The organism is Aeromonas sp. MaB10011B, from assembly GCF_017939325.1.
GTDB lineage: Bacteria > Pseudomonadota > Gammaproteobacteria > Enterobacterales > Aeromonadaceae > Aeromonas > Aeromonas caviae.
Window position 1 is genome coordinate 248081 of sequence record NZ_JAGKRK010000078.1, and the last position, 24353, is coordinate 272433.

Annotated in this window: 21 protein-coding genes; 12 read left to right on the plus strand and 9 right to left on the minus strand. The window is 62.9% G+C overall.

Going from position 1 to position 24353, the window contains the following annotated elements; all coding sequences use genetic code 11:
* Positions 1-70 precede the first annotated feature (70 nt).
* The 4 genes from J9893_RS18760 (at position 71) to J9893_RS18775 (ending at position 3732) form a co-directional block, all read left to right on the plus strand.
* Complete coding sequence (locus J9893_RS18760; protein ID WP_041213049.1) at positions 71-439, plus strand: cupin domain-containing protein; 369 nt, start codon at positions 71-73, stop codon at positions 437-439.
* Between the two features lie 206 nt (positions 440-645).
* Positions 646-2310, plus strand: a complete 1665-nt coding sequence (gene asnB / locus J9893_RS18765) for an asparagine synthase B (RefSeq protein ID WP_201985242.1) — start codon at positions 646-648, stop codon at positions 2308-2310.
* Positions 2311-2479: 169 nt separating this feature from the next.
* A complete protein-coding gene (locus J9893_RS18770) occupies positions 2480-2980 on the plus strand; it encodes a thioredoxin family protein (protein WP_052814548.1) in 501 nt (166 codons plus the stop codon).
* A 128-nt stretch (positions 2981-3108) separates the two neighbouring features.
* Complete coding sequence (locus J9893_RS18775; protein WP_201920736.1) at positions 3109-3732, plus strand: glutathione S-transferase; 624 nt, start codon at positions 3109-3111, stop codon at positions 3730-3732.
* Between the two features lie 72 nt (positions 3733-3804).
* Here the strand turns inward: J9893_RS18775 and maiA are convergent, their stop codons facing one another.
* From maiA to J9893_RS18805, 6 genes are all read right to left on the minus strand, one after another.
* Entirely contained in the window at positions 3805-4443 is a 639-nt protein-coding gene (maiA, locus tag J9893_RS18780; RefSeq protein WP_199767321.1) for a maleylacetoacetate isomerase, read from the minus strand.
* Between the two features lie 69 nt (positions 4444-4512).
* The gene (locus J9893_RS18785; RefSeq protein WP_103242964.1) at positions 4513-5511 is read right to left on the minus strand and encodes a fumarylacetoacetate hydrolase family protein; all 999 of its coding nucleotides are present in this window, start codon (positions 5509-5511) and stop codon (positions 4513-4515) included.
* A gap of 10 nt (positions 5512-5521) precedes the next feature.
* Complete coding sequence (locus J9893_RS18790; protein WP_201985241.1) at positions 5522-6670, minus strand: homogentisate 1,2-dioxygenase; 1149 nt, start codon at positions 6668-6670, stop codon at positions 5522-5524.
* Positions 6663-7817 carry a 4-hydroxyphenylpyruvate dioxygenase gene (gene hppD / locus J9893_RS18795; protein WP_201920743.1) on the minus strand — a complete coding sequence of 385 codons (1155 nt, stop codon included), beginning with the start codon at positions 7815-7817 and terminating at the stop codon, positions 6663-6665. The genes J9893_RS18790 and hppD overlap by 8 nt, the downstream gene beginning before the upstream one ends.
* Before the next feature lie 239 nt (positions 7818-8056).
* Entirely contained in the window at positions 8057-8710 is a 654-nt protein-coding gene (locus J9893_RS18800) for an HAD family hydrolase (protein WP_049635979.1), read from the minus strand.
* Positions 8707-9351 carry a TIGR01621 family pseudouridine synthase gene (locus J9893_RS18805; RefSeq protein ID WP_201920746.1) on the minus strand — a complete coding sequence of 215 codons (645 nt, stop codon included), beginning with the start codon at positions 9349-9351 and terminating at the stop codon, positions 8707-8709. Before J9893_RS18805 ends, J9893_RS18800 begins: the two co-directional genes overlap by 4 nt.
* An 88-nt stretch (positions 9352-9439) precedes the next feature.
* Between J9893_RS18805 and J9893_RS18810 the strand changes: the two genes are divergently transcribed.
* A complete protein-coding gene (locus J9893_RS18810) occupies positions 9440-11032 on the plus strand; it encodes a GGDEF domain-containing protein (RefSeq protein WP_201985238.1) in 1593 nt (530 codons plus the stop codon).
* Between the two features lie 103 nt (positions 11033-11135).
* On the opposite strand, the gene J9893_RS18815 is transcribed toward J9893_RS18810, so the two are convergent.
* Positions 11136-12689, minus strand: coding sequence for a PAS domain-containing methyl-accepting chemotaxis protein (locus J9893_RS18815; RefSeq protein ID WP_210600082.1), 1554 nt, complete (start codon positions 12687-12689; stop codon positions 11136-11138).
* A 382-nt stretch (positions 12690-13071) separates the two neighbouring features.
* Between J9893_RS18815 and prpB the strand changes: the two genes are divergently transcribed.
* From prpB to prpF, 5 genes are all read left to right on the plus strand, one after another.
* Positions 13072-13971 carry a methylisocitrate lyase gene (gene prpB / locus J9893_RS18820; RefSeq protein ID WP_201985236.1) on the plus strand — a complete coding sequence of 300 codons (900 nt, stop codon included), beginning with the start codon at positions 13072-13074 and terminating at the stop codon, positions 13969-13971.
* Between the two features lie 64 nt (positions 13972-14035).
* Positions 14036-15193: a 2-methylcitrate synthase gene (gene prpC, locus J9893_RS18825; RefSeq protein WP_210600081.1), complete on the plus strand. Its 1158-nt coding sequence runs from the start codon at positions 14036-14038 to the stop codon at positions 15191-15193.
* Positions 15193-15345: a hypothetical protein gene (locus J9893_RS18830; RefSeq protein WP_185702500.1), complete on the plus strand. Its 153-nt coding sequence runs from the start codon at positions 15193-15195 to the stop codon at positions 15343-15345. Before prpC ends, J9893_RS18830 begins: the two co-directional genes overlap by 1 nt.
* On the plus strand, positions 15345-17963 hold the full coding sequence (acnD, locus tag J9893_RS18835) for a Fe/S-dependent 2-methylisocitrate dehydratase AcnD (protein ID WP_201985233.1): 2619 nt from the start codon (positions 15345-15347) through the stop codon (positions 17961-17963). Before J9893_RS18830 ends, acnD begins: the two co-directional genes overlap by 1 nt.
* A 157-nt stretch (positions 17964-18120) precedes the next feature.
* Positions 18121-19320, plus strand: coding sequence for a 2-methylaconitate cis-trans isomerase PrpF (prpF, locus tag J9893_RS18840; RefSeq protein WP_124813461.1), 1200 nt, complete (start codon positions 18121-18123; stop codon positions 19318-19320).
* Between the two features lie 501 nt (positions 19321-19821).
* Here prpF and J9893_RS18845 read toward each other — a convergent pair.
* Complete coding sequence (locus J9893_RS18845; RefSeq protein WP_201920752.1) at positions 19822-20868, minus strand: alpha/beta hydrolase-fold protein; 1047 nt, start codon at positions 20866-20868, stop codon at positions 19822-19824.
* A 97-nt stretch (positions 20869-20965) separates the two neighbouring features.
* Positions 20966-23122 (minus strand): TonB-dependent siderophore receptor, encoded by a 2157-nt coding sequence (locus J9893_RS18850; protein ID WP_124813458.1) that lies wholly within the window; start codon positions 23120-23122, stop codon positions 20966-20968.
* A 130-nt stretch (positions 23123-23252) separates the two neighbouring features.
* Between J9893_RS18850 and J9893_RS18855 the strand changes: the two genes are divergently transcribed.
* Both J9893_RS18855 and J9893_RS18860 read left to right on the plus strand, forming a co-directional pair.
* The gene (locus J9893_RS18855; RefSeq protein WP_210600080.1) at positions 23253-23789 is read left to right on the plus strand and encodes a hypothetical protein; all 537 of its coding nucleotides are present in this window, start codon (positions 23253-23255) and stop codon (positions 23787-23789) included.
* A 9-nt stretch (positions 23790-23798) separates the two neighbouring features.
* The gene (locus J9893_RS18860) at positions 23799-24191 is read left to right on the plus strand and encodes a helix-turn-helix transcriptional regulator (RefSeq protein ID WP_210600079.1); all 393 of its coding nucleotides are present in this window, start codon (positions 23799-23801) and stop codon (positions 24189-24191) included.
* Positions 24192-24353 lie beyond the last annotated feature (162 nt).

The following is a 24353-nucleotide window of genomic DNA, read 5'->3' on the forward strand; positions in this document are numbered from 1 at the left end:
AACGTAAGCGCAACATCGTTAAACAAACTAAACGGGAGCAGGATGCTCCTTCGCCACTCAAGGACGCACCATGAAGAGCCTGAACGACTGGATCCTGCTGGACAAGCACACTGTCTCCCCCACCCCGCTGATGCCAGCCCCCGAGCGCATCAGGGCCGGAACGCCGAGCCAGACGGCATGGAACCACTACTCCGACCCGAGCCAGCAGTTTCACGTGGGCTTCTGGGCTTGCGAGCCGGGCTGCTGGGCCGTTCACTATACCGAACACGAATACTGCCAGATGCTGGAAGGGGAGGCGGTGATCCACGACGAGCAGGGCGGCCGGCTGCACCTCAAACCAGGGGATCAGTTCGTCATTCCCGCCGGTTTTGTCGGGCAGTGGGAGACCCTCACCCCTTGTCGCAAGCTCTATGTGATCTTCGAACCCGCCGCGACTTGACGCGCACGTCAACCCTGACCCTCTCTCTTCAGGCGGCCGGACGGTCGCCATCCCCTGGCGCAACTTGACGCTTACGGCATGATTTTCTGCGGTTTTCCCGCTTGCAAAAGGGTTTTCCGCTAGGCATTGTGATTGGCGAGGAATGTAAATGGAATTTCGAGCCCAAACGTGGGGGGCTCATATAAAAATCAAGAGGATTACCGCCAATGTGTTCTATTTTCGGCATTCTGGACATCAAGACCGACGCCACTGCCCTGCGCAAATCGGCCCTGGAGATGTCCAAGCGACTGCGTCACCGCGGGCCTGACTGGTCCGGCGTCTACAGCTCCGACAAGGCCATCCTGGTGCACGAGCGCCTGGCCATCGTCGATCCGGGCAACGGCGCACAGCCTCTCTACAACCCCGAGCGCACGCACGTATTGGCCGTCAACGGCGAGATCTACAACCACAAGGAGCTGGAGAAGAACCTCAAGGTCGACTTCCAGTTCCAGACCCACTCCGACTGTGAAGTGCTGCTGGCCCTCTACAAGGAGAAAGGCCCGGCGTTCCTGGACGATCTGAACGGCATCTTCGCCTTTATCCTCTATGACGCCGAGCAGGATGCCTACCTGATTGGTCGCGACCACATGGGGATCATCCCCCTCTATACCGGCCGCGACGAACACGGCAACTTCTACGTCGCCTCCGAGATGAAGGCCCTGGTGCCCGTGTGCAAGAGCGTCGAGACCTTCCCGCCGGGACACTACCTGTGGAGCAAGGATGGCGAGCTCAAACAGTGGTACAAACGGGACTGGATGGAATACGCGCCGGTCGAGCACAACGTCAGCGACAAGGCCGAGCTCAAAGCGGCCCTGGAAGCGGCGGTCAAGCGCCAGCTGATGTGCGACGTGCCCTATGGCGTGCTGCTCTCCGGTGGTCTGGATTCGTCCGTCATCTCCGCCATCACCAAGCTCTATGCCGCCCGCCGGGTGGAAGACGATGGCAAGAGCGAAGCCTGGTGGCCCCAGCTGCACTCCTTCGCCGTCGGCCTGGAAGGGTCGCCGGATCTCGCCGCCGCCCGCAAGGTGGCCGATCACCTGGGCACCATCCACCACCAGATCCACTTCACCGTGCAGGAAGGGCTGGATGCCCTGCGGGACGTCATCTATCACCTCGAGACCTATGACGTCACCACCATCCGCGCCTCCACGCCCATGTATCTGATGGCCCGCTACATCAAGGCGATGGGGATCAAGATGGTGCTGTCGGGAGAGGGCTCCGACGAGCTGTTCGGCGGCTACCTCTACTTCCACAAGGCCCCCAACGCCCGTGAGTTCCACGAGGAGAACGTGCGCAAGCTGGCCTCCCTGCATCTGTATGACTGCCTGCGGGCCAACAAGTCCATGGCCGCCTGGGGCGTGGAAGGCCGCGTGCCCTTCCTCGACAAGGAGTTCATGGACGTGGCGATGCGCCTCAATCCCGCCGACAAGATGTGCGGCAAGGGCAAGATCGAGAAGCACATTCTGCGGGAAGCCTTCGAGGAGCTGCTGCCCCACGAAGTGGCGTGGCGTCAGAAGGAGCAGTTCTCCGACGGTGTGGGCTACTCCTGGATTGACAGCCTGAAAGCCATGGTCGAGGAAGAGGTGACGGATCAGATGTTCGAGGCCGCGGCCTTCCGCTTCCCCGTCAATACCCCGCTCACCAAGGAGGCGTACTACTACCGCGCCATCTTTGACGAGCACTTCCCGCTGGAGTCCGCCGCCCGCACCGTACCTTACGGCAAGTCGGTCGCCTGCTCCACCCCGACCGCGCTCGAATGGGATGCCAAGTTCAAGGAGATGGCCGACCCCTCCGGTCGCGCCGTGATGGACGTCCACCAGCAGGGTTACTGATCGCCCCTAACCTGAATACAAAGCCCCTCTCGAGGGGCTTTGTTGTTTTCTGCCATTCCATTGCCGCTTTTTTTGCCTTCCCCTTCCCTGTTTGCGGCTTGGCGCAGGAAACGCCTCGTGTCACATTGTCTGCGCCTGGAAGCAAAGATAACGACACAAGGAAGAGACCATGAAACGACTGTTACTGCCCCTGATGCTGGGCTCCCTCCTTTTCAATGGCGCCACCTGCGCGGGCGACCACCTCTGGAGTCAGAGCCTGCCCGATTACAGCCAGGGTTATGACGAGACGCGGGATCCGGCCCGCGATCTCGCCGCCGCTACCGCCAAGGCCAGTGCCGAGGGCAAGAAAGTCCTGCTGCTGGTGGGGGGCGAATGGTGCAGCTGGTGCCAGGAGATGAACCGCTTTCTGGACCGGGAACCCGATCTCGCCGGCCAGCTCAACCGCACCTTCGTGGTGGTCAAGGTGAACGTCAGCGAGCAGAACAAGAATGAATCCTTCCTGAAAGCCTATCCCGAATATCTGGGGGTCCCCCACTTCTACGTGCTGGATGCCAAAGGCAGGCTGCTCGAGTCCTTCAACACCGGGCTGCTGGAGAAGGGGAAGAGTTACGACGGGGAGAAACTCGGCAAATTTATCGCCTATTTCCAGCCCAGGACCACCCACGGCTGACTCGCCAGTCAATAAAACAGGGCCCCGCACGGTCAGTGACAGTGCAGGGCCCTGATGGCTACGCAAACAGGGAAGTGGCATGTCTGCGACAAACAGGCCATCCATCACCCCGGACAAGGACGAAAAAGATGTTGCGAATACTGGGCAAGGTGTCGTCAATCAATGTGCGCAAGGTACTGTGGACTTGCGCCGAACTGGCCCTCCCCTTCGAGCTGGAGGAGTGGGGATCCGGCTTAAAACCCACGGACACCCCGGCGTTTCTGGCGCTCAACCCCAATGCCATGGTGCCCGTCATTCAGGATGAGGATTTTACGCTGTGGGAGTCGAACACCATCATCCGCTACCTGGCGACGCGCCATGGTGCCAATGCACTCTATCCCGCCGAGGCGAGAGCCAGGGCCAGGGTCGATCAATGGATTGACTGGCAGGCATCGGACTTGAACACCGCCTGGCGCTACGCCTTCCTGTCGCTGGTGAGGCGCTCTCCCCAGCATCAAGACCATCAGGCCCTTCACGCAGCTTGCCTGCAGTGGTCTCACTGCATGGAGATCCTGGAGAGACAGCTTCAAACAACCGGAGGATATGTGGCCGGTCCGCACTTCTCGCTGGCAGATATTCCCATCGGGCTGTCAGTCAACCGCTGGCTGGAGACGCCCTATGATCGCCCGTCGCTACCCGCCGTGGACGACTACTATCAGCGACTGAAAGAGCGGCCGGGGTTTCGACGCTATGGGGCCAATGGCACGCCCTGAGGCGAGCAAGATAACTCGGGCAAGGAAAGAGACGGCAGACCGGGCCAACGCGCTGGTCCGGTCTGCACAGCTTCAGGGCTGGGCATCCGGCTGATTGGCGGGGGCGGCCTTGATAAAGGCCTGCAACTGCTCGCAGTTGGCGACGATGCGCGCAATGGTGGGGTAGTCATCCAGGGTCATGTCGAAGCGGAGGGCGTTGTAGACCTGGGGTACCAGCATGCAGTCCGCCAGGGTAACCTCATTGCCCACGCAATAGATGCCGGCGGTGGTCATGAGAAGCTGCTCCAGCGCGGTGAAGGTCTCGTCTATCCAGTGGCGATACCAGGCATCCCGCGCCATCTTGCTCTGCCCCAACTCCTGCTCCAAGTAGTGCAGCACGCGCAGGTTGTTGAGGGGGTGGGTGTCACAGGCGATCATGTTGACGATCTGGCGCACCCGGGCACGTTCGATGGGGGCGGAGGGCATCAGGGGGTAGGCGGGATAGGTCTCGTCGAGGTACTCCATGATGGCCACCGACTGACCCAGATGCACGTCATCGTCCACGAGAAACGGCACCAGTCCCTGTGGATTGACCCGGCGGTAGGCCTTCTCCTTCTGCTCACCCTGCCGCAAGTTGACCGGGTGCTGCTCATAATCGAGCCCCTTGAGTTGCAGTACCAAACGCACGCGAAAGCTGGCCGATGAGCGCCAATATCCAAACAACTGCAGCATAGTGTGTCCCTGTGGTGGCAGGTGTCTGCCACCTGCCGTGTCGCCCGCCCCTCCCGGGGTCGGGCTCTCCTAGCTCGTCCGCTCGGCCGTTGCTTGCGTGACCCGCTGCAAAATGGTGCCAAACAGACTCATCCCGTTGCGATCCTGCATCGCGATGGACACTGTATCACCAAAGCGCAGAAAGGGTGTAGTGGCTTGACCTGACTCGATAATTTCCAGCATCCGCCGCTCGGCAAGGCAGGAGGATCCCCGGCTTCTGTCGTAGTTGGAGACGGTGCCCGAGCCGATGATGCAGCCCGCCCCGAGCGGCCTTGTCTTGGCGGCATGGGCAATCAGCTCATCAAAGTTGAAGGTCATGTCCACCCCGGCGTCGGGCTGCCCGAACAGGGCGCCGTTGAGGTGGGTCACCAGGGGCAGGTGGACCTTGCCATCGCGCCAGTCATCCCCCAGCTCGTCCGGGGTGATGGCCACCGGCGAGAAGCTGCTGGAGGGCTTGGACTGGAAGAAGCCGAAGCCCTTGGCAAGCTCCCCGGGAATGAGGTTGCGCAGGCTCACGTCGTTGACCAGCATCAAGAGCTTGATGTGGCTCGCCGCCCTCTGCGAACGGGTGCCCATGGGCACGTCGTCGGTGATGACGGCAATTTCCGACTCAAAGTCGATGCCCCACTCCTCGGAGCCCATCACGATGGGGCCACGGGGCGGCAGGAAGCTGTCAGAGCCTCCCTGATACATCAGGGGATCGTGCCAGAAGCTTTCTGGCATGTCGGCGCCGCGGGCCTTGCGCACCAGCTCCACGTGATTGACGTAGGCACTGCCGTCAATCCACTGGTAGGCGCGGGGCAGCGGGGAGAGGCACGCCTCCTCATCGAAGGGGAAGGCGTCGGGGCAGGCGCCCTCGTTGAGTCGCTGATAGACGTTCGCCAATTGCGGCGCCACTTCGTCCCACTGATCGAGGGCCGACTGCAGGGTCGGAGCAATGGTCGTCACGTGGACGGCGCGCGCCAGATCGCGGCTCACCACCACCAGGGCGCCGTCGCGCTTGCCATTGTTCAGGGTTGCCAGTTTCATATCGAATTCCTTATTTGCCGAGCGTCTCTGGACGCTGCCAGCTGGTGACATAACCGGGGTGTTCGACCCCTTCGCAGATCGGGCCGACAGCCAGGGCATCACGGGTGTCGAGCATCACCGCCACCTCGTCGGTGAAGGTCTTGGCATGGGCCAGCCCCGCCGCAAAGGCCTTGGGATGGGGGCCGTGGGTGAAGCCGGCAGGGTGAAAGGTGACCATGCCCCGCTTGATGTTGTCCCGGCTGAAGAAGTCCCCGGCGTGGTAGAAGAGCACTTCGTCGAAGTCGTCGTTGCTGTGGTAGAAGGGCACCCGCAGGGCACCTGGGTCGCTCTCGATGGGACGCGGCACGAAGGTGCAGACCACGAACCGGCTCGCCACGAAGGTGGTGTGGGCCGAGGGAGGCAGGTGGTAGCGGTGGCTCATCAGCGGGCGGATATCCCGCCAGTTGAGGCGCACCACGCACAAGTCCCCGTGCCACCCTTGTGCATCCAGCGGGTTGAACGGCCAGGTGACGACCGAGACCTGATCGTGGCGCTTGATCTGCAGCGACCAGGGGTTTTCATCCTGCTGGGCCAGGAAGCGCTCATTGATGGCGGGCACGTCCAGGGCCGCCGGATCGAAGATGGCGTGATTGCCCACCAGTCCCTTGTCCGGCAGCTGATAACTGTCTTCCGTCGCCTCGATCATCAGGATGAAGAGGGGCGCCGTCGGCTCGATGCGCCACATGGTGCCACGGGGGATCACCACATAGTCGCCATCTCTCAAGATGAGGTGCCCGTAGTCGCAGTAAAACTCACCGCTCCCCTCGTGAATGAACAGGAGCTCGTCGCCATCGGCGTTTCGCACCAGAAACGGCATGGGCTCATGCAGGCGCCAGATGCGGTAGCGGCAGTGGGGGTTGCTGAGCAGATCCGGCATCACCCAGGGGGAGAGAGAGCTCACCTCCTCCTGCAGATCGTTCAAGTCAAACGCCCGTGGCCGAAGCGGCCCCTCCCAGTTGACCCAGTCGGTGGGTGCGTGCTTGTGGTGCATGTGGGTGGCCGGACCGAAGAAGCCCGAGCGCCCCAGCTCGCGCTCATAGATGGCCTGCTCCGGCAGGTCGGCATGGGCCTGGCGGGAGTGGGTTCCCTCCCGATGGGGGAAGCTTATCCAGTTACGCATCGCTCGGTTCTCCGTTTTTCTGGCCCTGCGCGGCACTGTTCACCTCCCCTTGCGTGGATCCGTCCAGCACGCCACGGCGGATCTGATCCAGCTCGATGGATTCGAACAATGCCTGGAAGTTGCCCTCACCAAAGCCCTCGTTGCCCTTGCGCTGGATGATCTCGAAGAACACGGGACCGATGACGGTGTCGGTGAAGATCTGCAGCAGGATGCCGTCCTTCGTCGGCGAGCCGTCGATGAGGATGCGCAGCTCTTTCAGCGCCGCCAGATCCTCCTGATGACCCGCGACCCGGCTGTCCACCTTCTCGTAGTAGGTGTCCGGCGTCGGCATGAAGCCGGTTCCCCGCCCTCTGAGCGTGCGGATGGTGCGATAGATGTCGGCAGAGGCGAGCGCGATGTGCTGGATCCCCTCCCCCTTGTACTGGCGCAGGTACTCCTCTATCTGGGACTTGTCGTCCGCCGACTCGTTGATGGGGATGCGAATTTTGCCGCAGGGGGCCGTCATGGCGCGCGAGTGCAATCCGGTCAGCTTGCCCTCGATGTCGAAATAGCGGATTTCCCGGAAGTTGCCGATCCGCTCGTAGAAATTCGACCAGAGGTTCATGTTGCCGCGATGGACGTTGTGGGTCAGGTGGTCGATCTCATAGAGCCCCGCGTCCACCTCGGCCATGCGGGCCTGCCAGTCGGGGTAGAAGATAAAGTCCACGTCATAGATGGAGCCCCGATCGCCATAGCGATCGACAAAGGAGAGGGTGCTCTCGCCGATGCCGTAGATGGCGGGGATGTTGAGCTCCATGGGGCCGATTTTGCCCACAAACGGCTTGGCCCCCTGGCCAATGGCGTACTGCTGGGCACGGCCGGCATCGCTCACCCGAAACGCCATGCCGCACACGCTCGGACCATGGGCCCGGGCAAACTCCTCCGCCTGGGAGTGGGGCTCGGCATTGACCACGAAGTTGATGTCCCCCTGGCGATAGAGCCAGCACTGCTTGTGCCTGTGCTTGGCCACTTCGGCAAAGCCCAGTGAGACGAACAGCGCCTTGAGAGCCGCAATGCCCTTGAGATCCGGCGCCGTGTACTCGACGAACTCAAACCCGTCGGTGCCAAGGGGGTTGATGGTGTGAGTACGGGAAGAAGGGGTGGTCATAATGCGCTCCTTGCGATGAACTGATAACGAAACGGTTCACGCCGCAAGGGCTCGACAGGCAGCCCGCACGGCTTTGTTAACAACTTGTTTCATTAGAGTGGCGAGCGCAGGGAATGAGAAGGGGCGGCGTTCAGATAGTTTGGCGGGGATCCGCGCCAAAAAATGTAAATGAAATGTGACATAGCAGCCCCAACCTTGCACTGCGCTCGTTAGCGTCCCGCAAGGCTGTCAGCTTTGCCTTACAGCGACCAATAACGGGGTTCGATATGGGGCAGCACCGCCCTCGCCTTTAGCAATCGAGTCCTTTGCGGGTTGATGAGCCAGGCCTGCTCCCCCAACGCCAGCAGGGGCAGATCGTGCAGGCTGTCACTCAGGGTGAGTGCGGCCTCCAGGGTCAGGAGCTCGGGCAGCAGCTTGTGCCTGCCATGGCAATAGAAGCGCGGCACCAGGCCGCCGAAACGGTAACCCATCCGCGAGCCGATGATGCGGTGAGGGAGCCTTGGCAGTTGACGATGGAGCTGGGCACGGACCAGGGCGCGGGGACTGGCGGAGATGACCCAGCAGCGGTGCCCCTCCCCCGTCAGGAGGGCTCGCGCCTCCCGATACAGACCGGGCCGGGTCAGGCTGTACTGCCGTACCAGGGCGCGCCAGGCCAGGGGGGATAGCCCGAGGGTGATGGCCCACCAGATGAGTGCAATGCCGCGACTGCGCTGACCTGGCAGCAGATAGATCACGGCACCGAACGCCATCAGTGGCCACAGCAGCAGCGGCCAGATACGGCGGCGCAAGATGAAACGCAGCAACCCCGCATGGCTGTCATCCGGCGCCAGGGTGTCATCGAAGTCGGCCAGGATCCAGCCACGGGCTGGGACTCTCGCGGTTGCAGCGCTCATTCGGTGATCTCTGCGATGGCGGCATGCAACTCGGGCAGGAGGAACAGCGCCCCCTCATCGGGCGGACAAACGAGATCGAAGCTCTCACCTGCCAGGGTGAAGGCGAGGCGCCAGGCGTGCAGATAACCGCGATCCGCCGCCGTGCCGCCGTAACGCTCATCTCCGAGGATGGCGGCTCCCACGCTCTTCAAGGCCACCCGGATCTGGTGGGTCTTGCCGGTCCGGGGCTTGATGCGATAAAGGCGCAGCCCCTCGCGCACCGAAACGGAGTCGAACCAGCTGATGGCCGGGTTATCCTGGGTGCGGCTCAGCATCCAGCTGCCGCCTCGCCCTTTCTCCATGTCCCCCTTCACCCAGCCCTGCTTCTTCTTCGGCTTGCGATCGGAGAGTGCCAGATACTGCTTGCTCACTTCCCGCGCCGCGAAAGCCATGCTGAGGGCGCGATTCGCTTCGGCGGTGCGGGCCAGCAGCACCAGCCCAGAGGTCATCTTGTCCAGTCGATGGACCGGATAGAGGTCAAGACCGGTATCCATTCTGACCCGATTGACGAGACCCGGCTCGCCGGCATCATCGTGCATGCCAATGCCCGGACGCTTGTTGATCACCATGAAATCTTTGTGCTGCAATAGTATCCGGTACATGTATAACCCTTTAGAATGTTACTTGTTAACAACTTGAATGCAGGCCTGCAGGCCATCTTCATGGACCCTCAGCACAAGAATCGCACGAATGAAAAAATGCCTGTTTTGGCTGTTGTTGCTTGGCATCACTTGCTTCTCGCCCCTCCAGGCCAGTGAACGGACACGTGATCTGCCGGAGAAGGTGGTATTGCAGTTGCGCTGGCTGCATCAGCCCCAGTTTGTGGGCTATCACATGGCCAAGGCCAAGGGGTATTACGCCGACGCCGGTCTGGATGTCGAGATAAGGCCAGGTGGCAAGGGAATAAGTCCGGTTCAGGAGGTGCTGGCCGGACGCGCCGACTTTGGCGTCGGCAACACCGAGGTGCTGACCCACTACGCCCAGGGCAAGCCACTGCTGGCGCTGGCCAGCGTCTACCAGCACTCTCCCTCCATCTTCCTGGCACGCCGCGACAGCGGCATTCTCACCGTTGCGGACATGCGTGGCAAACGGATCATGATGTTTCCGGGTCATCAGGATGCCGAACTGCTGGCCACCCTCTACTATCAGGGGCTTCACGAGCGCCAGCTCATCCCGGTACCCACTTCGGTCAACATCGACGATCTGATCGCCGGCCGGATAGACATCTTCAACGCCTATCTGAGCAATGAGCCCTTCTATCTGGAAGAGCGCGGCATCTCGGTGTCCGTCATCAACCCTCGCAACTACGGCATCGATTTCTACAGCGACATTCTCTTCACCACCCAGGCGCAGGAGCGGCTCAATCCGGAGCGGGTGGCACGTTTTCGTGCAGCCAGCCTCAAGGGATGGCGCTATGCCCTCACCCACCCCGAGGAAGCCATCGCCCTGCTGCGCACGGAGTATGGCGTCAACCGCAGCCAGGCCCACATGGAATACGAGTTGCAGATGAGCAAGGAGATGATCCAGCCGCTCTATGTGGAGATCGGGTATATGAATCCGGATCGCTTCGCTCACATCATGCAGCAGCTGGTGGAGATAGGCCTCCTTGCCAAACCGGTCTCCCTGACCCGTTTCCTCTATCAGGTTCCCTCAGAACAGTGGAGCTTCTGGCGTCCATGGTTCCTGCTGAGCCTGGGTGTTGGTGGCCTCATCCTGCTGCTCTCCCTCTATCTTCTGATGAGCAACAAGCGGCTCAACCAGGAAGTGGCCCTGCGCAAGCAGCGAGAGCAGGAGATACTGCAACTGGCTCGCCTCGATCCCCTTACCGGGCTGCCCAATCGACTGAGCCTGATGGAGCAGTTGAAACACCAGGTGCAAAGCGACAATCCTGGCTGCCTGCTGTTTTGCGATCTCAATGACTTCAAGCGCATCAACGACAACTTCGGCCACAGCCAGGGGGATGCCATCCTCTGCCAACTGGCCCGACGGATCCACGACGCCATCGGCCACCAGTGCTATTTTGCCCGCTTGGCAGGGGACGAGTTCATCCTGCTGCTGCCGGGCTACGATATCCGTCAGGCAGAGGAGGTCACCGCCGTGATCCGCCAGGCCATGCAGACCCCCTTCGTGGTCAATGACCAGCCGATGCAGGTGGGCATCAGCATCGGCGTCAGCCACTACCAGCATGACTGGAGCCCGGAGCAGTGGCTCATCCAGGCCGACAGGGCCATGTATTGTGACAAGGGTGGCCGCGTCATCACGCTGGCGGAGCAGTCCGGCTGACTGGTTCATCTCCCGGCACACAGAGCCGATACCCCCATGAAACCAATAAACAGGAAGGCCACCCCAGGGGTGGCCTTCCTGCATTGCATGAGTCTGACCGCTCTTACCCGAAGGTCTGCCCCAGGGATTTGAGCTGGCGAGCCTTGGTGAGCAGGATGTCGCTCGAAGCGTCCATGTCCTGCATCTTGTTGCTGTTGGTGTGGGAGTGCTGGGAGATGGCGTTGACGTTGCGGCTGATGTCCTCCACCACCACCTGCTGCTCCTCTGCCGCCGTCGAGATCTGGGCCGAGAGGTCCACCACCCGTTCTATTTCCGCCAGCACCTGATGCAGGCTCTCTGATCCCTGGCGGGTCAGGGTCACGCAGGATTGGGTCTGTTGCAGGTTCTGCTGCATCATGCCCTTCCAGCCGTTCAGGGTACGCTGGATCTGGCCTATGCTGCTCTGGATCTGCTCGGTCGCCTTGTGGGTGCGCGTGGAGAGGGTTCGCACCTCGTCCGCCACCACCGCAAAGCCTCGCCCCTGCTCCCCTGCCCGCGCCGCCTCGATGGCGGCGTTGAGCGCCAGCAGATTGGTCTGATCCGCAATGCCCTGGATCTCGCTCATCAGCACACCGATGCGGTCCGACTCCTCCGCCAGTGCCACGGCGGCCGTGAAGGCATGCTCTGCCTGGGTGGCCAGCTCCGTCACCCTGTGCTGGGTATCTTCCAGCTGCTGATCGGTGTGTTGGCAGTGCGCCTTGGCCTGGGCTATCTGGTTGTCCGTCTCTAGGATATTGCGGGCAATCTCGTGGGCTGTCGCCGCCATCTCGGTGATGGCCGTCGCCACCTGCTGGGTCTGGACATCCTGTTCGGCGATGTCGGCGCTCGCCTCGCTGGAGGCTGTTTTCAGATGCACCGCGAGATCCTGCAGGGAGAGGGTCGCATCGTCCACTCGTCCAAGGACGGTGCGGATCCTGGCCTGCAACAGCTTGATGTGGAAGTCTGCAATGGCACTGGCATTCTCCCCCGAATAGATGAGCCGGGTCAGGCTGTCATATTCCTCCGCGAGCTGTCGCAGATAACGGGGGGTGGTGATGAGGGTGTCACGATAGATCAGGGCCAGCCACAAGAGGGGCAACAGGGTGAACAGCGGCCCCCAGGGCCCCATCAGATAGGCCCCCCCCGCCAGCAGCAGCAAGACACCGACGATGGCCAGCCCGTGGCGCATCGGGCGCAGGCTCAATCCGCCCTTTCGCTCCCCCCGCTCCACGCTCTTCAATCTGGCATAGGTGCGCCCGGCCACGGCTTTCATCTCCGGCGCGGCGCGACTGCGGACCGATTGGTAGCCATTGATCCGCCCCTGCTCGAAGATGGGAGTGACATAAGCATCCACCCAATAGTAACGCCCATCCTTACAGCGGTTTTTCACCATGCCGCGCCAGGGTTTGCCCTGCTTGAGCTTGCCCCAGAGGTCAGCAAAGGCGGCCTTGGGCATGTCCGGGTGGCGAACCATGTTGTGGTGCTGGCCGATGAGCTCGGCCCGGCTGTACCCCGCTACCCGGCAGAAGTGATCATTGGCGTAGGTGATCACACCCTGCAGGTCCGTGGTGGAGACCAGCTGTTCATTGGCAGGAAAATCCACCTCTTCGTCGATGAGATGAACCTGGGTTTTCTTCATGGCGCACACCCCTTGTTTGATCACCCACTGAGCGTAGCCAAACGCCTACGGGCAAGCAACGCAGAGACCCAGTCGAGGAGGATGGCTGAGATACAATTTGCATCCTGTTTGACGCCGCGCAAGATATTGGCCCCCAAAGCCCCAGTTTGGCCAAAAAACACTCGGCATTTTCCCAGGTTCACCGCTCTCCCACACGATGCATCACACCAAAAAATGGTTCCAACGAGTCTGTGGTGCTAGCGTTGCCAGGGGTCCGTCAGGGGAGAGCACACTTGATACGACCTTGGACCTAAGCATAATTGACGTTAACGTAAACGTAGTATGAGATGATACCGTTCACCCTACACATCCAGCAGACACGCACCCCATGAAAGGAGTCACCATGTCCCACCTCTCCCCCTCGGCCGGCAAGCGTTTTCGCACGGCCCTGGCCAACGAAAAGCCCCTGCAGATTGTCGGCACCATCAATGCCTACATGGCGCTGATGGCAGAGCGCAGCGGCTTCCAGGCCCTCTATCTCTCCGGCGCCGGGGTAGCGAACGCCTCCTATGGCCTGCCGGACCTCGGCATGACTTCCATGAATGACGTGCTCATCGATGCCGAACGCATCACGGCTGCCACCCAGGTGCCACTCTTGGTGGACATCGACACCGGCTGGGGGGGCGCCTTCAACATCGCCCGCACCATCCGCGCCTTCGAGCGCGGCGGTGTAGCCGCCGTCCACATGGAAGATCAGGTGGCCCAGAAGCGTTGCGGCCACAGGCCCAACAAGGCCGTGGTCAGCGTCACCGAGATGGTGGACAGGATCAAGGCCGCGGTGGATGCCCGCCAGGACGAACATTTCGTCATCATGGCCCGCACCGACGCCCTGGCGGTGGAAGGGCTGGGCTCGGCCCTGGAGCGCGCCGCCGCCTATGTGGAGGCGGGCGCCGACATGATCTTCGCCGAAGCGGTCACCGAGCTGGATCAGTACGATCGCTTCAGGCAGGCGGCCGGGGTGCCGATCCTCGCCAACATGACCGAGTTCGGCAAGACCGAGCTGTTTGACAAGGAGGCGCTCGCCGCCCACGGCGTGGACATGGTGCTCTACCCCCTGAGCGCCGCCCGCGCCGCCAACCAGGCCGCCCTCAACGTCTATCAGACGCTTCGCCGCGACGGCCACCAGCGCGCCGTGGTCGACACCATGCAGACCCGGGAGTCCCTCTACGATTTTCTCGGTTACCACCACTACGAGCAGACCCTGGACAGGCTGTTCACCCAGGATCTTTCGACCAAGGAATAAGACGGCGACCGGCCGCCTTATGCTGGCGGCTGGCGCATCAACGGACTGAATGAGGAAACATGTGATGAGCGCCCTGCCCGAAACCACCGGTTTCAAGCCGAAGAAATCCGTCGCCCTTTCCGGCACCGCCGCCGGCAATACCGCCCTGTGCACCGTGGGCCTCAGCGGCAACGATCTGCACTACCGTGGCTACGACATCCTGGACGTAGCCACCAGCTGCGAGTTTGAAGAGATAGCCCACCTGCTGGTGCACGGCCACCTGCCCAATGTGGCGGAGCTCGCCGCCTACAAGGCCAAGTTCAAGGCCCTGCGCGGCCTGCCCACCGGGGTCAGGACCGCCCTGGAGCAGTTGCCTCCCTCCGCCCACCCCATGGACGTGATGCGCACCGCCGTCTCCGTGCTGGGGTGCCTGTCGCCGGAGAAGGACGATCACAACCACCCGGGCGCCCGGGACATCGCCGACAAGCTGATGGCCTGTCTCGGCTCCGTGTTGCTCTACTGGTACCACTTCAGTCACAACGGTAAACGCATCCATGTGGAGACCGACGACGACTCCATCGGCGGCCACTTCCTCCACCTGCTGCACGGGCACAAGCCACGCGACTCCTGGGTTCGCGCCATGCACACCTCCCTCATCCTCTACGCCGAGCACGAGTTCAACGCCTCCACCTTCACCGGCCGCGTCATCGCCGGCACCGGCTCGGACATGTACTCCTGTATCACGGGAGCCATCGGAGCCCTGCGCGGGCCCAAGCACGGGGGCGCCAACGAGGTGGCTTTCGAGATCCAGAAGCGCTACGAGAACCCGGACGAGGCGGAGGCCGACATTCGCGCCCGCATCGAGAAGAAGGAGGTGGTCATCGGCTTCGGCCACCCGGTCTACACCGTCTCCGATCCGCGCAACAAGGTGATCAAGGAGGTGGCGCGCGCCCTCAGCCAGGAGCAGCACAACACCAAGATGTTCGATATCGCCGAGCGGCTGGAATCCACCATGTGGGAAGTCAAGAAGATGTTCCCGAACCTCGACTGGTTCAGTGCCGTCAGCTACCACATGATGGGGGTGCCCACCGCCATGTTCACCCCGCTGTTCGTCATCGCCCGCACCTCCGGCTGGTCGGCCCATGTCATCGAGCAGCGCATCGACGGCAAGATAATCCGCCCGAGCGCCAACTACGTCGGCCCGGAGGATCTCAGGTTCGTGCCGCTCAAGGAGCGCAAGTGATGATCAACACGCAATATCGCAAGCCCCTGCCCGGCACACAGCTTGACTACTTCGACGCCCGGGAGGCGGTCAACGCCATCGCCCCCGGCGCCTGGGACAGGCTCTCCTACACCGCCCGCGTGCACGCCGAGAAGAATCAGGAGCGCAAGTGATGATCAACACGCAATATCGCAAGCCCCTGCCCGGCACGGCGCTCGACTACTTCGATGCCAGGGAGGCGGTCAACGCCATCGCTCCCGGCGCCTGGGACAGGCTCTCCTACACCGCCCGCGTCCACGCCGAGAATCTGGTTCGCAAATGCGATCCGGCAATCCTCGGCGAGTGCCTCGGCCAGATAGTGCACAACAAGCGCGATCGCGACTTCCCCTGGTTCCCGGCGCGGGTGGTGTGTCACGACATCCTGGGTCAGACCGCCCTGGTGGACCTCGCGGGCCTTCGCGACGCCATCGCCGAGCAGGGGGGCGATCCCGCCCAGGTGAACCCGGTCGTGCCGGTGCAGCTCATCGTCGACCATTCCCTGGCCGTTGAGTGCGGCGGCTTTGACCCGCAAGCGTTCGAGAAGAACCGCGCCATCGAGGATCGCCGCAACGAGGATCGCTTCCACTTCATCGACTGGACCAAGCAGGCGTTCAAGAACATCGAGGTGATCCCGCCCGGCAACGGCATCATGCACCAGATCAACCTGGAGAAGATGTCCCCTGTCATCCACGCGGACCGCGGTATTGCCTACCCGGACACCTGCGTCGGTACCGACAGCCACACCCCCCACGTGGATGCCCTCGGCGTCATCGCGGTGGGGGTGGGCGGGCTGGAAGCCGAGAACGTGATGCTGGGGCGCGCCTCCTGGATGCGGCTGCCTTCGATCGTCGGCATGGAGCTCTCCGGCAAGCCGCAGCCCGGCATCACCGCCACGGACCTGGTGCTGTCGCTCACCGAATTCCTGCGCCAGCAGAAGGTAGTCGGCGCCTACCTGGAGTTTCGTGGCGAGGGCGCCGCCGCCCTCACCCTCGGCGATCGGGCCACCATCTCCAACATGGCGCCGGAGTATGGTGCTACCGCGGCCATGTTCTTCATCGACCAGCAGACCCTCGACTACCTCAAGCTCACCGGCCGTGACGACGAGCAGGTCAGGCTGGTGGAAACCTATGCCAGGGAGGCCGGTCTCTGGGCCGATGCCCTGGCGGGCGCCCAGTACGAGCGGGTGCTGCACTTTGACTTGTCGAGCGTGGTGCGCACCCTGGCCGGCCCCTCCAACCCCCACCGTCGCCTGCCGGTATCGGCATTGGCCGAGCGCGGAATCGCGGTGGACCTGGACAAGGCTCGTGCCCAGGAGGCTGACGGCCTCTTGCCCGATGGCGCCGTCATCATCGCCGCCATCACCAGTTGCACCAACACCAGCAACCCGCGCAACGTGATTGCCGCAGGCCTCCTGGCCCGCAACGCCAACCGGCTCGGCCTGATGCGCAAGCCCTGGGTCAAATCCTCCCTCGCCCCCGGCTCCAAGACGGTCGCGCTTTACCTGAAAGAGGCGGGGCTGATGGATGAGCTGGCACAGCTCGGCTTCGGCGTCGTGGCGTTTGCCTGCACCACCTGCAACGGCATGTCCGGTGCCCTGGATCCCGCCATCCAGCAGGAGATCATCGAGCGGGACCTCTACGCCACGGCGGTGCTGTCGGGCAATCGCAACTTCGACGGCCGCATCCACCCCTATGCCAAGCAGGCGTTTCTCGCCTCGCCCCCCCTGGTGGTGGCCTACGCCATCGCGGGCACCATCCGCTTCGACATCGAGAAAGATGTGCTGGGGGTAGTGGACGGTCAGGAGATTCGCCTCAAGGATATCTGGCCGTCTGATGAAGAGATCGACGCCGTGGTCAAGGCGTCGGTCAAGCCGTCCCAGTTCCGCCAGGTCTATATCCCCATGTTCACCCAGGAAGAGGATCAGGGTCCCAAGGTGACGCCCCTGTACGACTGGCGTGCGCAAAGCACCTATATCCGTCGCCCGCCCTACTGGGAGGGGGCACTGGCGGGCGAGCGCACCCTGCGCGGCATGCGGCCCCTGGCGCTGTTGCCGGACAACATCACCACAGACCACCTCTCCCCTTCCAACGCCATCCTGCCCGGCAGCGCGGCGGGGGAATACCTGGCGAAGATGGGCCTGCCGGAGGAGGACTTCAACTCCTACGCCACCCACCGCGGCGATCATCTGACCGCCCAGCGCGCCACCTTCGCCAACCCCCAGCTGGTCAACGAGATGGCGGTGGTGAACGGCGTGGTGCAGAAGGGGTCCCTCGCCCGCGTCGAGCCAGACGGCAAAGTGATGCGGATGTGGGAAGCCATCGAGACCTACATGGCACGCAAGCAGCCCCTCATCATCGTGGCCGGTGCCGACTACGGTCAGGGCTCGTCCCGGGACTGGGCGGCCAAGGGGGTGCGCCTTGCCGGGGTGGAGGTGATCGCGGCAGAGGGCTTCGAGCGCATTCACCGCACCAACCTCATCGGCATGGGGGTGCTGCCGCTGGAGTTCAAGCCGGGCACCACCCGCCTCACGCTGGGTCTCGATGGTACCGAGACCTACGACGTGGTGGGGGAGCGCCAGCCGCACACCGATCTCACCCTGGTGATCCGCCGTCGCAGCGGCGAAGTGATCCAGGTGCCCATGACCTGCCGCCTCGACACCGCCGAGGAGGTCTCGGTCTATGAGGCGGGCGGCGTGCTGCAACGCTTCGCCCAGGATTTCCTGGCGTCGGCTGCGCAAAAGGCCGCAAGCTAAATCGCAACCCCGCTCCGCCCCTTTGAAAAAGGGGAAGGCATAAGGCACCCTCTCCCTTTGGGAGAGGGTTGGGGTGAGGGGAAACCCCCCTCATCCGCCCTTCGGGCACCTTCTCCCAGAGGGAGCAGGATCCATGACTCTTTTCAGGACACTCTCTATGGCCCACATACCACAAGTCAGAATTCCGGCCACCTACCTTCGCGGCGGCACCAGCAAGGGGGTCTTCTTTCGCTTATCTGACCTGCCCGAGCGCTGCCAGCAGCCGGGCCCGGCACGGGATGCCTTCTTCCTGCGGGTCATCGGCAGCCCCGATCCCTACGGCGCCCACATGGACGGCATGGGGGGGGCCACCTCCTCCACAGCCAAGTGCGTGATCCTCTCCAAAAGCCAGCAACCCGATCACGATGTGGACTACCTCTACGGCCAGGTCGCCATCGACAAGGCATTCGTGGACTGGAGCGGCAACTGCGGCAACCTCTCCACCGGCGCCGGGGCCTTCGCCATCCACGCCGGCCTGGTGGACCCGTCCCGCATCCCGGAGAGCGGCACCTGTGAGGTGCGCATCTGGCAGGCCAATATCGGCAAGACCATCCTCGCCCACGTGCCGGTGACGAACGGCCAGGTGCAGGAGACAGGCGATTTCGAGCTGGACGGGGTGACCTTCCCCGCCGCCGAGATCGTGCTGGAGTTTCTCGACCCATCCGACGAGGGTGAAGACGGCGGCGCCCTCTTCCCCACCGGCAATCTGATAGACGAGCTGGAGGTGCCGGATTCTGTTGTAAAGAGCGGCACCTTGAAGGCCACCCTGATCAGCGCCGGCATCCCCACGGTGTTCGTCAACGCCGAGGACATCGGTTATGAGGGCACCGAGCTGCGCGAGCAGATAAACACGGACCCCGAGGCCTTGGCCCGCTTCGAGGCGATCCGGGTTGCCGGTGCCCTGCGCATGGGGCTCATCAAGCGCCCCGAAGAGGCGGCCACCCGCCAGCACACCCCGAAAATTGCCTTCGTCGCACCCGCCAAGGATTACCGCACCGCCAGCGGCAAGGAGATTATTGCTGGCGAGATCGATCTGCTGGTGCGGGCCCTCTCCATGGGCAAGCTGCACCACGCCATGATGGGCACCTGCGCCGTGGCCATCGGCACGGCGGCGGCCATTCCCGGCACCCTCGTCAATCTGGCCGCCGGGGGCGGCGAGCGCGAAGCGGTGCGCGTTGGTCACCCCTCCGGCACCCTGAGAGTCGGAGCCCAGGCAGAGCAGGTCGCGGGACAGTGGACGGTCACCAAAGCGTTGATGTCCCGCTCCGCCCGCATCCTGATGGAAGGCTGGGTGCGGGTCCCTGGAGATGCCTTCTAGCCCGCTGCGGCATCACACCGATCAGGCCAGCCAGACGAAAAGAGCCCCAAGGCGACTGCCTCAGGGCTCTTTTTTGGATGTTTCAGGCTGTGAAAATCACATCATCATTGCGGTCTTGTCACACACTCCACCTTTCTTGGCACATTGTGCTTCGCGTCCCCGCCGATGAGCCGCTTGACCTGCCCTGGTGGGCAGCGACCGTCATCCACATAGGCGGTCTCCCCAAGGGGCAGCCTGCCTGGGGGCGGATCCTGACTCAGATAGGTGACGGGAATGGGCGCAGGCGCAAACCCACTGCACCCCGACATCAGGAGTGCGCCGCACCACAGAGCCAGCATGCCTCCCCTCTTTCCTGCAACCGCCATCGTTCACTCCCTGCCTCTGTCGGGGCACCGACCCGGCGCCCCTCGTTTCGGCAGTCTACCCAGGGATGGCGCCGAACCGACACCCGTCTCCGGCGCCGTTGTGACGATTCCAGACACAGGCAAAAATATCGGCTTTTCACGGCTTCGTCCCGTAGTAGTGGGCCAGCAGGGCATCGGCCTCGTCCACGGAGATCGCCATCTGCGGCCAGCGCGCGGCCTTCTCCCTGATGTCCCGCAGACTCCCCAGCTCCGGGCGCAGTGCGCTGCCGAGGTGGCGGTTCAGGGCATCAAAGCGGGCGATCACCCCCTGTCGGCTGAAGTGCCCGGGCGCCAGATCCATCCGGTAGCCCTGAAACAGCCACTGGAGTCCCTGATAGACGGCGGGGTGGTAGACGCTGTGGTGATCCTCCTCCTCGAAGTAGCGACTGGTGACGTGCAGGTTTGCGCCGGGTGCCCCCACTACCTGCCGCGCAAACTGCTGCAGGCGATCCCGGTGAAACGCCGAGCGCCCGAATCCCGGGGTGAAGGGGTTGTTGGCCACCGCCATGAACAGCGAGGAGGCGTGCTTGAGCGGCCCGGTCAACTCCGACGCGATGCGCTCGTAATTGCGGGGGTAATCGAACCAGAGGCTGGCGTCGATGGCGATCACTCCCTGGAACTGGCCGCCGTCTTGCGCCTGTGCATCGAGCGCCAGCAGGCCGCCGAGGGAGTGGCCCACCAGCAGGGCCGGCGCCCGGGTCCGAAACCTCTCCTCGATGAGGGGGCGCAGCTCCTCACTCAGATAGCGCAGGAACCGGGGCCCGCCCCCCGTCACGGCATAGCCGGGCCCCGCCGGTGCCCCATTTGGCAAGGTCATGGTGTGGCTCGGGGTGTAATCCCGCATCCGGTCGGTGTTGTGGACCGCGACGATGATGAGGGGGGGGATAGCCGGATTGAGCCCGGCCCGCAGGGCCCGGGTGATGCCGACAACCTCCAGCAGGCTCTTCTCCCCGTCGAGCAGATAGAGCACGGGGAACCGAGCCCCGGGCTCGCGTTCATATTCCTGGGGCAGGGAGACGCTGTATTGCCGCGTCTCCCCCAGCAGGGCCGAATGGTGGGTGAAGCGCTGGGCGTAGTGGAGCATGTCTGCCTGGGCAGAAGAGAGTGTGATCATGGTGAGCAGCAGGGTGATGAGTCTTGTCATGGGATGAACCAGGATTGTGTCGCCAGCCTTGGGGATCCCCCGTAGGGCAGCGCACAGAGACGACAGCAGGGCCCGCAGGCCCTGCTGTCGTCGGTCGTTACAGCTTGTAGGTGAAGCCTGCCATCAGGTTCGCCGGCTCGCCGTACATGTTGAAGGTGCTGGTGGAGCCGACCCGGTAGAAGTACTCCCGGTCGAGCAGGTTGTAGAGGTTCAGGGTCGCCTGCATCTTGTCGTTGATCTCGTAACGCACCGCCGCATCGAACAGGGCATAGCCCCCCTGATGGGTCTCGACCCCCTTCTGGTTGAAGCCGTAGTCGCTCACCGCCGTCATGCCTGCCCCGAGGTGCAGCCCCTGCACCCAGTCGGCCAGGTGGTAGTCGGTCCAGAGTGAGAGGGCGTGACGAGGGATGGTGTCGAATTTCGGGTTGTGATCCCCGGCCTTCTCCTCGATGTCGGTGAAGGTATAGCCGGCCATCACCATCCAGTTCTGGCTGAGATAGCCGCTCGCCTCCAGCTCCACCCCTTGCGTCTCCACCTTGCCGGTGGCCCAGTAGGTGTTGGTGATGGCAATGCCCTGATCGTCGTAGGCCTGGGCCGCGATGTTGTCGTCCTTCATCAGGAAGAGGGTCGCCCGGGTGTTGAGCAGGCCGTCACGCAGCGAGGACTTGATGCCGGTTTCCCACTGGCTGCCCTCCCGGGGCTTGAGCAGGTTGCCGCTCTCGTCCTGGCTGGTCTGGGGTTTGAACACCTTGGAGTAGCTGGCATACCAGGCGTGTGCGTCGCTCAGGTCATAGACGGCCCCCGCGTAGGGGGTGAGCTTGCCGTTGAACGCACTGGACTCGCCACTCTGGGCTCCGGAACTCAGGGTCGTGCTGACGGCATCCAGATCGTACCAGGAGACGCGGGCCCCGGTGATCACCGCCAGCGGCTCCATCAGCCGCCAGGTCACCTTGCCATACAGACCGAGCTCCGACTGCTCCTCATGGTCATTCTTGGTGTAGCTGTAGTCCGGCTTGGCGACCCGGGTCGGGTCGAAATCGAACACATTGATCTTGCCGAGGTTGCGGTTGGTGTAGGTCTGGATGTCCGACTCGTAGCGCTTGTAGTCGGAGCCCAGCACAAACTCGCTCTTGTGCCCCAACAGATCGAACATCTGGCTGTAGTTGGCATCGAAGGCCATGTTCTTCTGCTGGTTCCCCTGGCCGTTGAACATCAGCCCGGTGTTGCCCGCCGCGTCCACGGGGCCGTTGGTGAAGGTCTGCTCCAGCCGCATGTCGTGATCCATGTAGCGGGCCGAGACCTGACCCACCCCGCCGTTGGCAAAGGCGTATTGCAGCGAGGCCCCCACATCCGTGGTGTCGGCGTCGAAGAAGTCTTCAGCCGACCCCAGGTAGGTGCTGCGGCCGATGTCGAGCAGGGAACCGTCCTTGTACGCCGGCAGGCCGTTGGTGGGCAGGATGTCCTTGGTCTGGTGCAGGGCGTAGACGGAGAGGCGGGTGCGATCCGAGAGATCGAACTCCAGGGTGCCGTAGTAGGTACCGTTGTCGTTGTTGTTGTAGTCCACCTGGTTCTTGATGTCGGCGTTGGCCACCACGACGCGGCCGCGCAGGGAACCCTCGTCGTTGAGTGCGCCCCCCATGTCCGCCTCCAGGTAATGCCTGTCCCAGCTGCCATAGCGCGCCGTGACCGAGCCCTTGAAGGCGTCGGTCGGACGCTTGAGCACCATGTTGATCACGCCCCCCAGCTCGCTGGTGCTGTTGAAGAGGCCGGAGGGGCCCCGCATGATCTCCACCCGATCCACCGCCGCCAGCGATGGCAGGGTGCCGTACTTGCTCTGCATGGGCGATGGCAGGCCGTTGAGGTTCACTTCGTCGTATTCATAGCCACGGGAGAAGATGGAGGAGCGACCGCTGTCGTTGACCAGGGTGCGCAGACCCGGCGTGAACTTGGCCAGATCGTCCACCGCCACGAAGTTACGCTCCTCGATGTAGTCGTTGGTCAACACGGTGATCGACTGGGGGATGTCTTTGAGGGCCGCCGGCGTCTTGGTGCCGACGGTGGCCGAGTCGACCCCATAGCCTCCCGTCTCCTCCGACGGCGACATCCCGTAGAGTGGATTGCCATAGACGACCAGGGTTTCGTCCGGCTTGATGTCCGGTGTGTGTGCCCCTGCCGGGGCGGCAAAGGTGACGGCCAGAGCGGCAGAGATGGCCAGAGCCAGCGGGCTTCGCGCTTTATCCTTCAAGACAACCATAGTAAGAGTGATCCCAAGATAGAGATGATAATCATTTTCATTTAATTTTCCGGGGGCTAATATATCACTCCATCTTCCGCCGCAGTTTTGCGGTGTGGTCATTTCACTCTTCGACATGGTCAAATTGCACATGACTGACACAGTGGCAAGGGACACCAGCGCACGCCAACGGGGGCGCTTCACCGGCAGGGGGGAGAACCTAGTGATCCAGGAGGGTCTTCGCTTTCACAACAAGGACATCGTTCACAAGGCAGACTTCGCCACCGAGCGGGAGTTGCCGCCGCAGTTTATCATCGCCATTCCCCTCGAGAGCCGGGCCCTGATGACCTATGGCGCCACTCACAGGCTCAAGGGGTGTCGCTTCCACGAGTCCGACCCCATAGTGGCAACCGCCATCCTCTATACCGAGCCCGACATCGTGCAGGGGGCGGCCAAAGCCCAGGTGCGCAGCCGCAGCATCGTCCTCTCCCTGGACCACACCTGGCTCGCCCACAATCTGGCACAGGCGCATCGCAAGGCTTTCGCACAGACCTTCAGCCGCCATCTGAGCCGCGTCGACTGGACCCTGCCCGCAGCCCTTGGACAGATTGCGGAAGCGCTCAATCTCACCAGCAGCCAGAACGCCTCCGAGATGCTGATGCGCAAGGCCTTTGCTCTCAGTGTCTGAGAGAGCCTGATGACCCACCTCCAGCAGGCCGCCTCCCCCTGTTGCCAGCGCCAGAACGAGCAACCAACGCGCCTCAAGATGCTGCTCAGGGATGAAAAAGTGGACGAGATGACCCTGACCGAGATCGCGGCCACCCTCGGCATGAGCGTCTCCACCTTGCAGCGGGCCGCAAAAAAAGAGCTGGGCATGAGCCTGCAGCGCTACCTTCGCCAGCGAAAGCTGCAAGAAGCGCGGGCCAGGCTGGAGGCCCGCAGCCTCTCTCTGCAAGGGGCCGCCGCCCACGCCGGCTATGACCATGTGGCCAATTTCATCACGGCGTTTAGAAAGCAGTTCGGCTTCTCGCCGACGCGGATCGCCAGACAGGGTAAAGAGCAGGAGCAGGCGCCCTCTGCAACGCCTTGAGCCTCCTTGTTCATGCGCAATACATCTTTGCTCTGGGATAGTAGGCACCACGCAGGTGGGGTGGCGCTTGAAATCAGCGCTCGTCATCCACACATTCAGTGCATACAATGCGTTAACGAAGCACAACTCGTCGCTTCACCCCGGAAATCAAGAGGACATCAA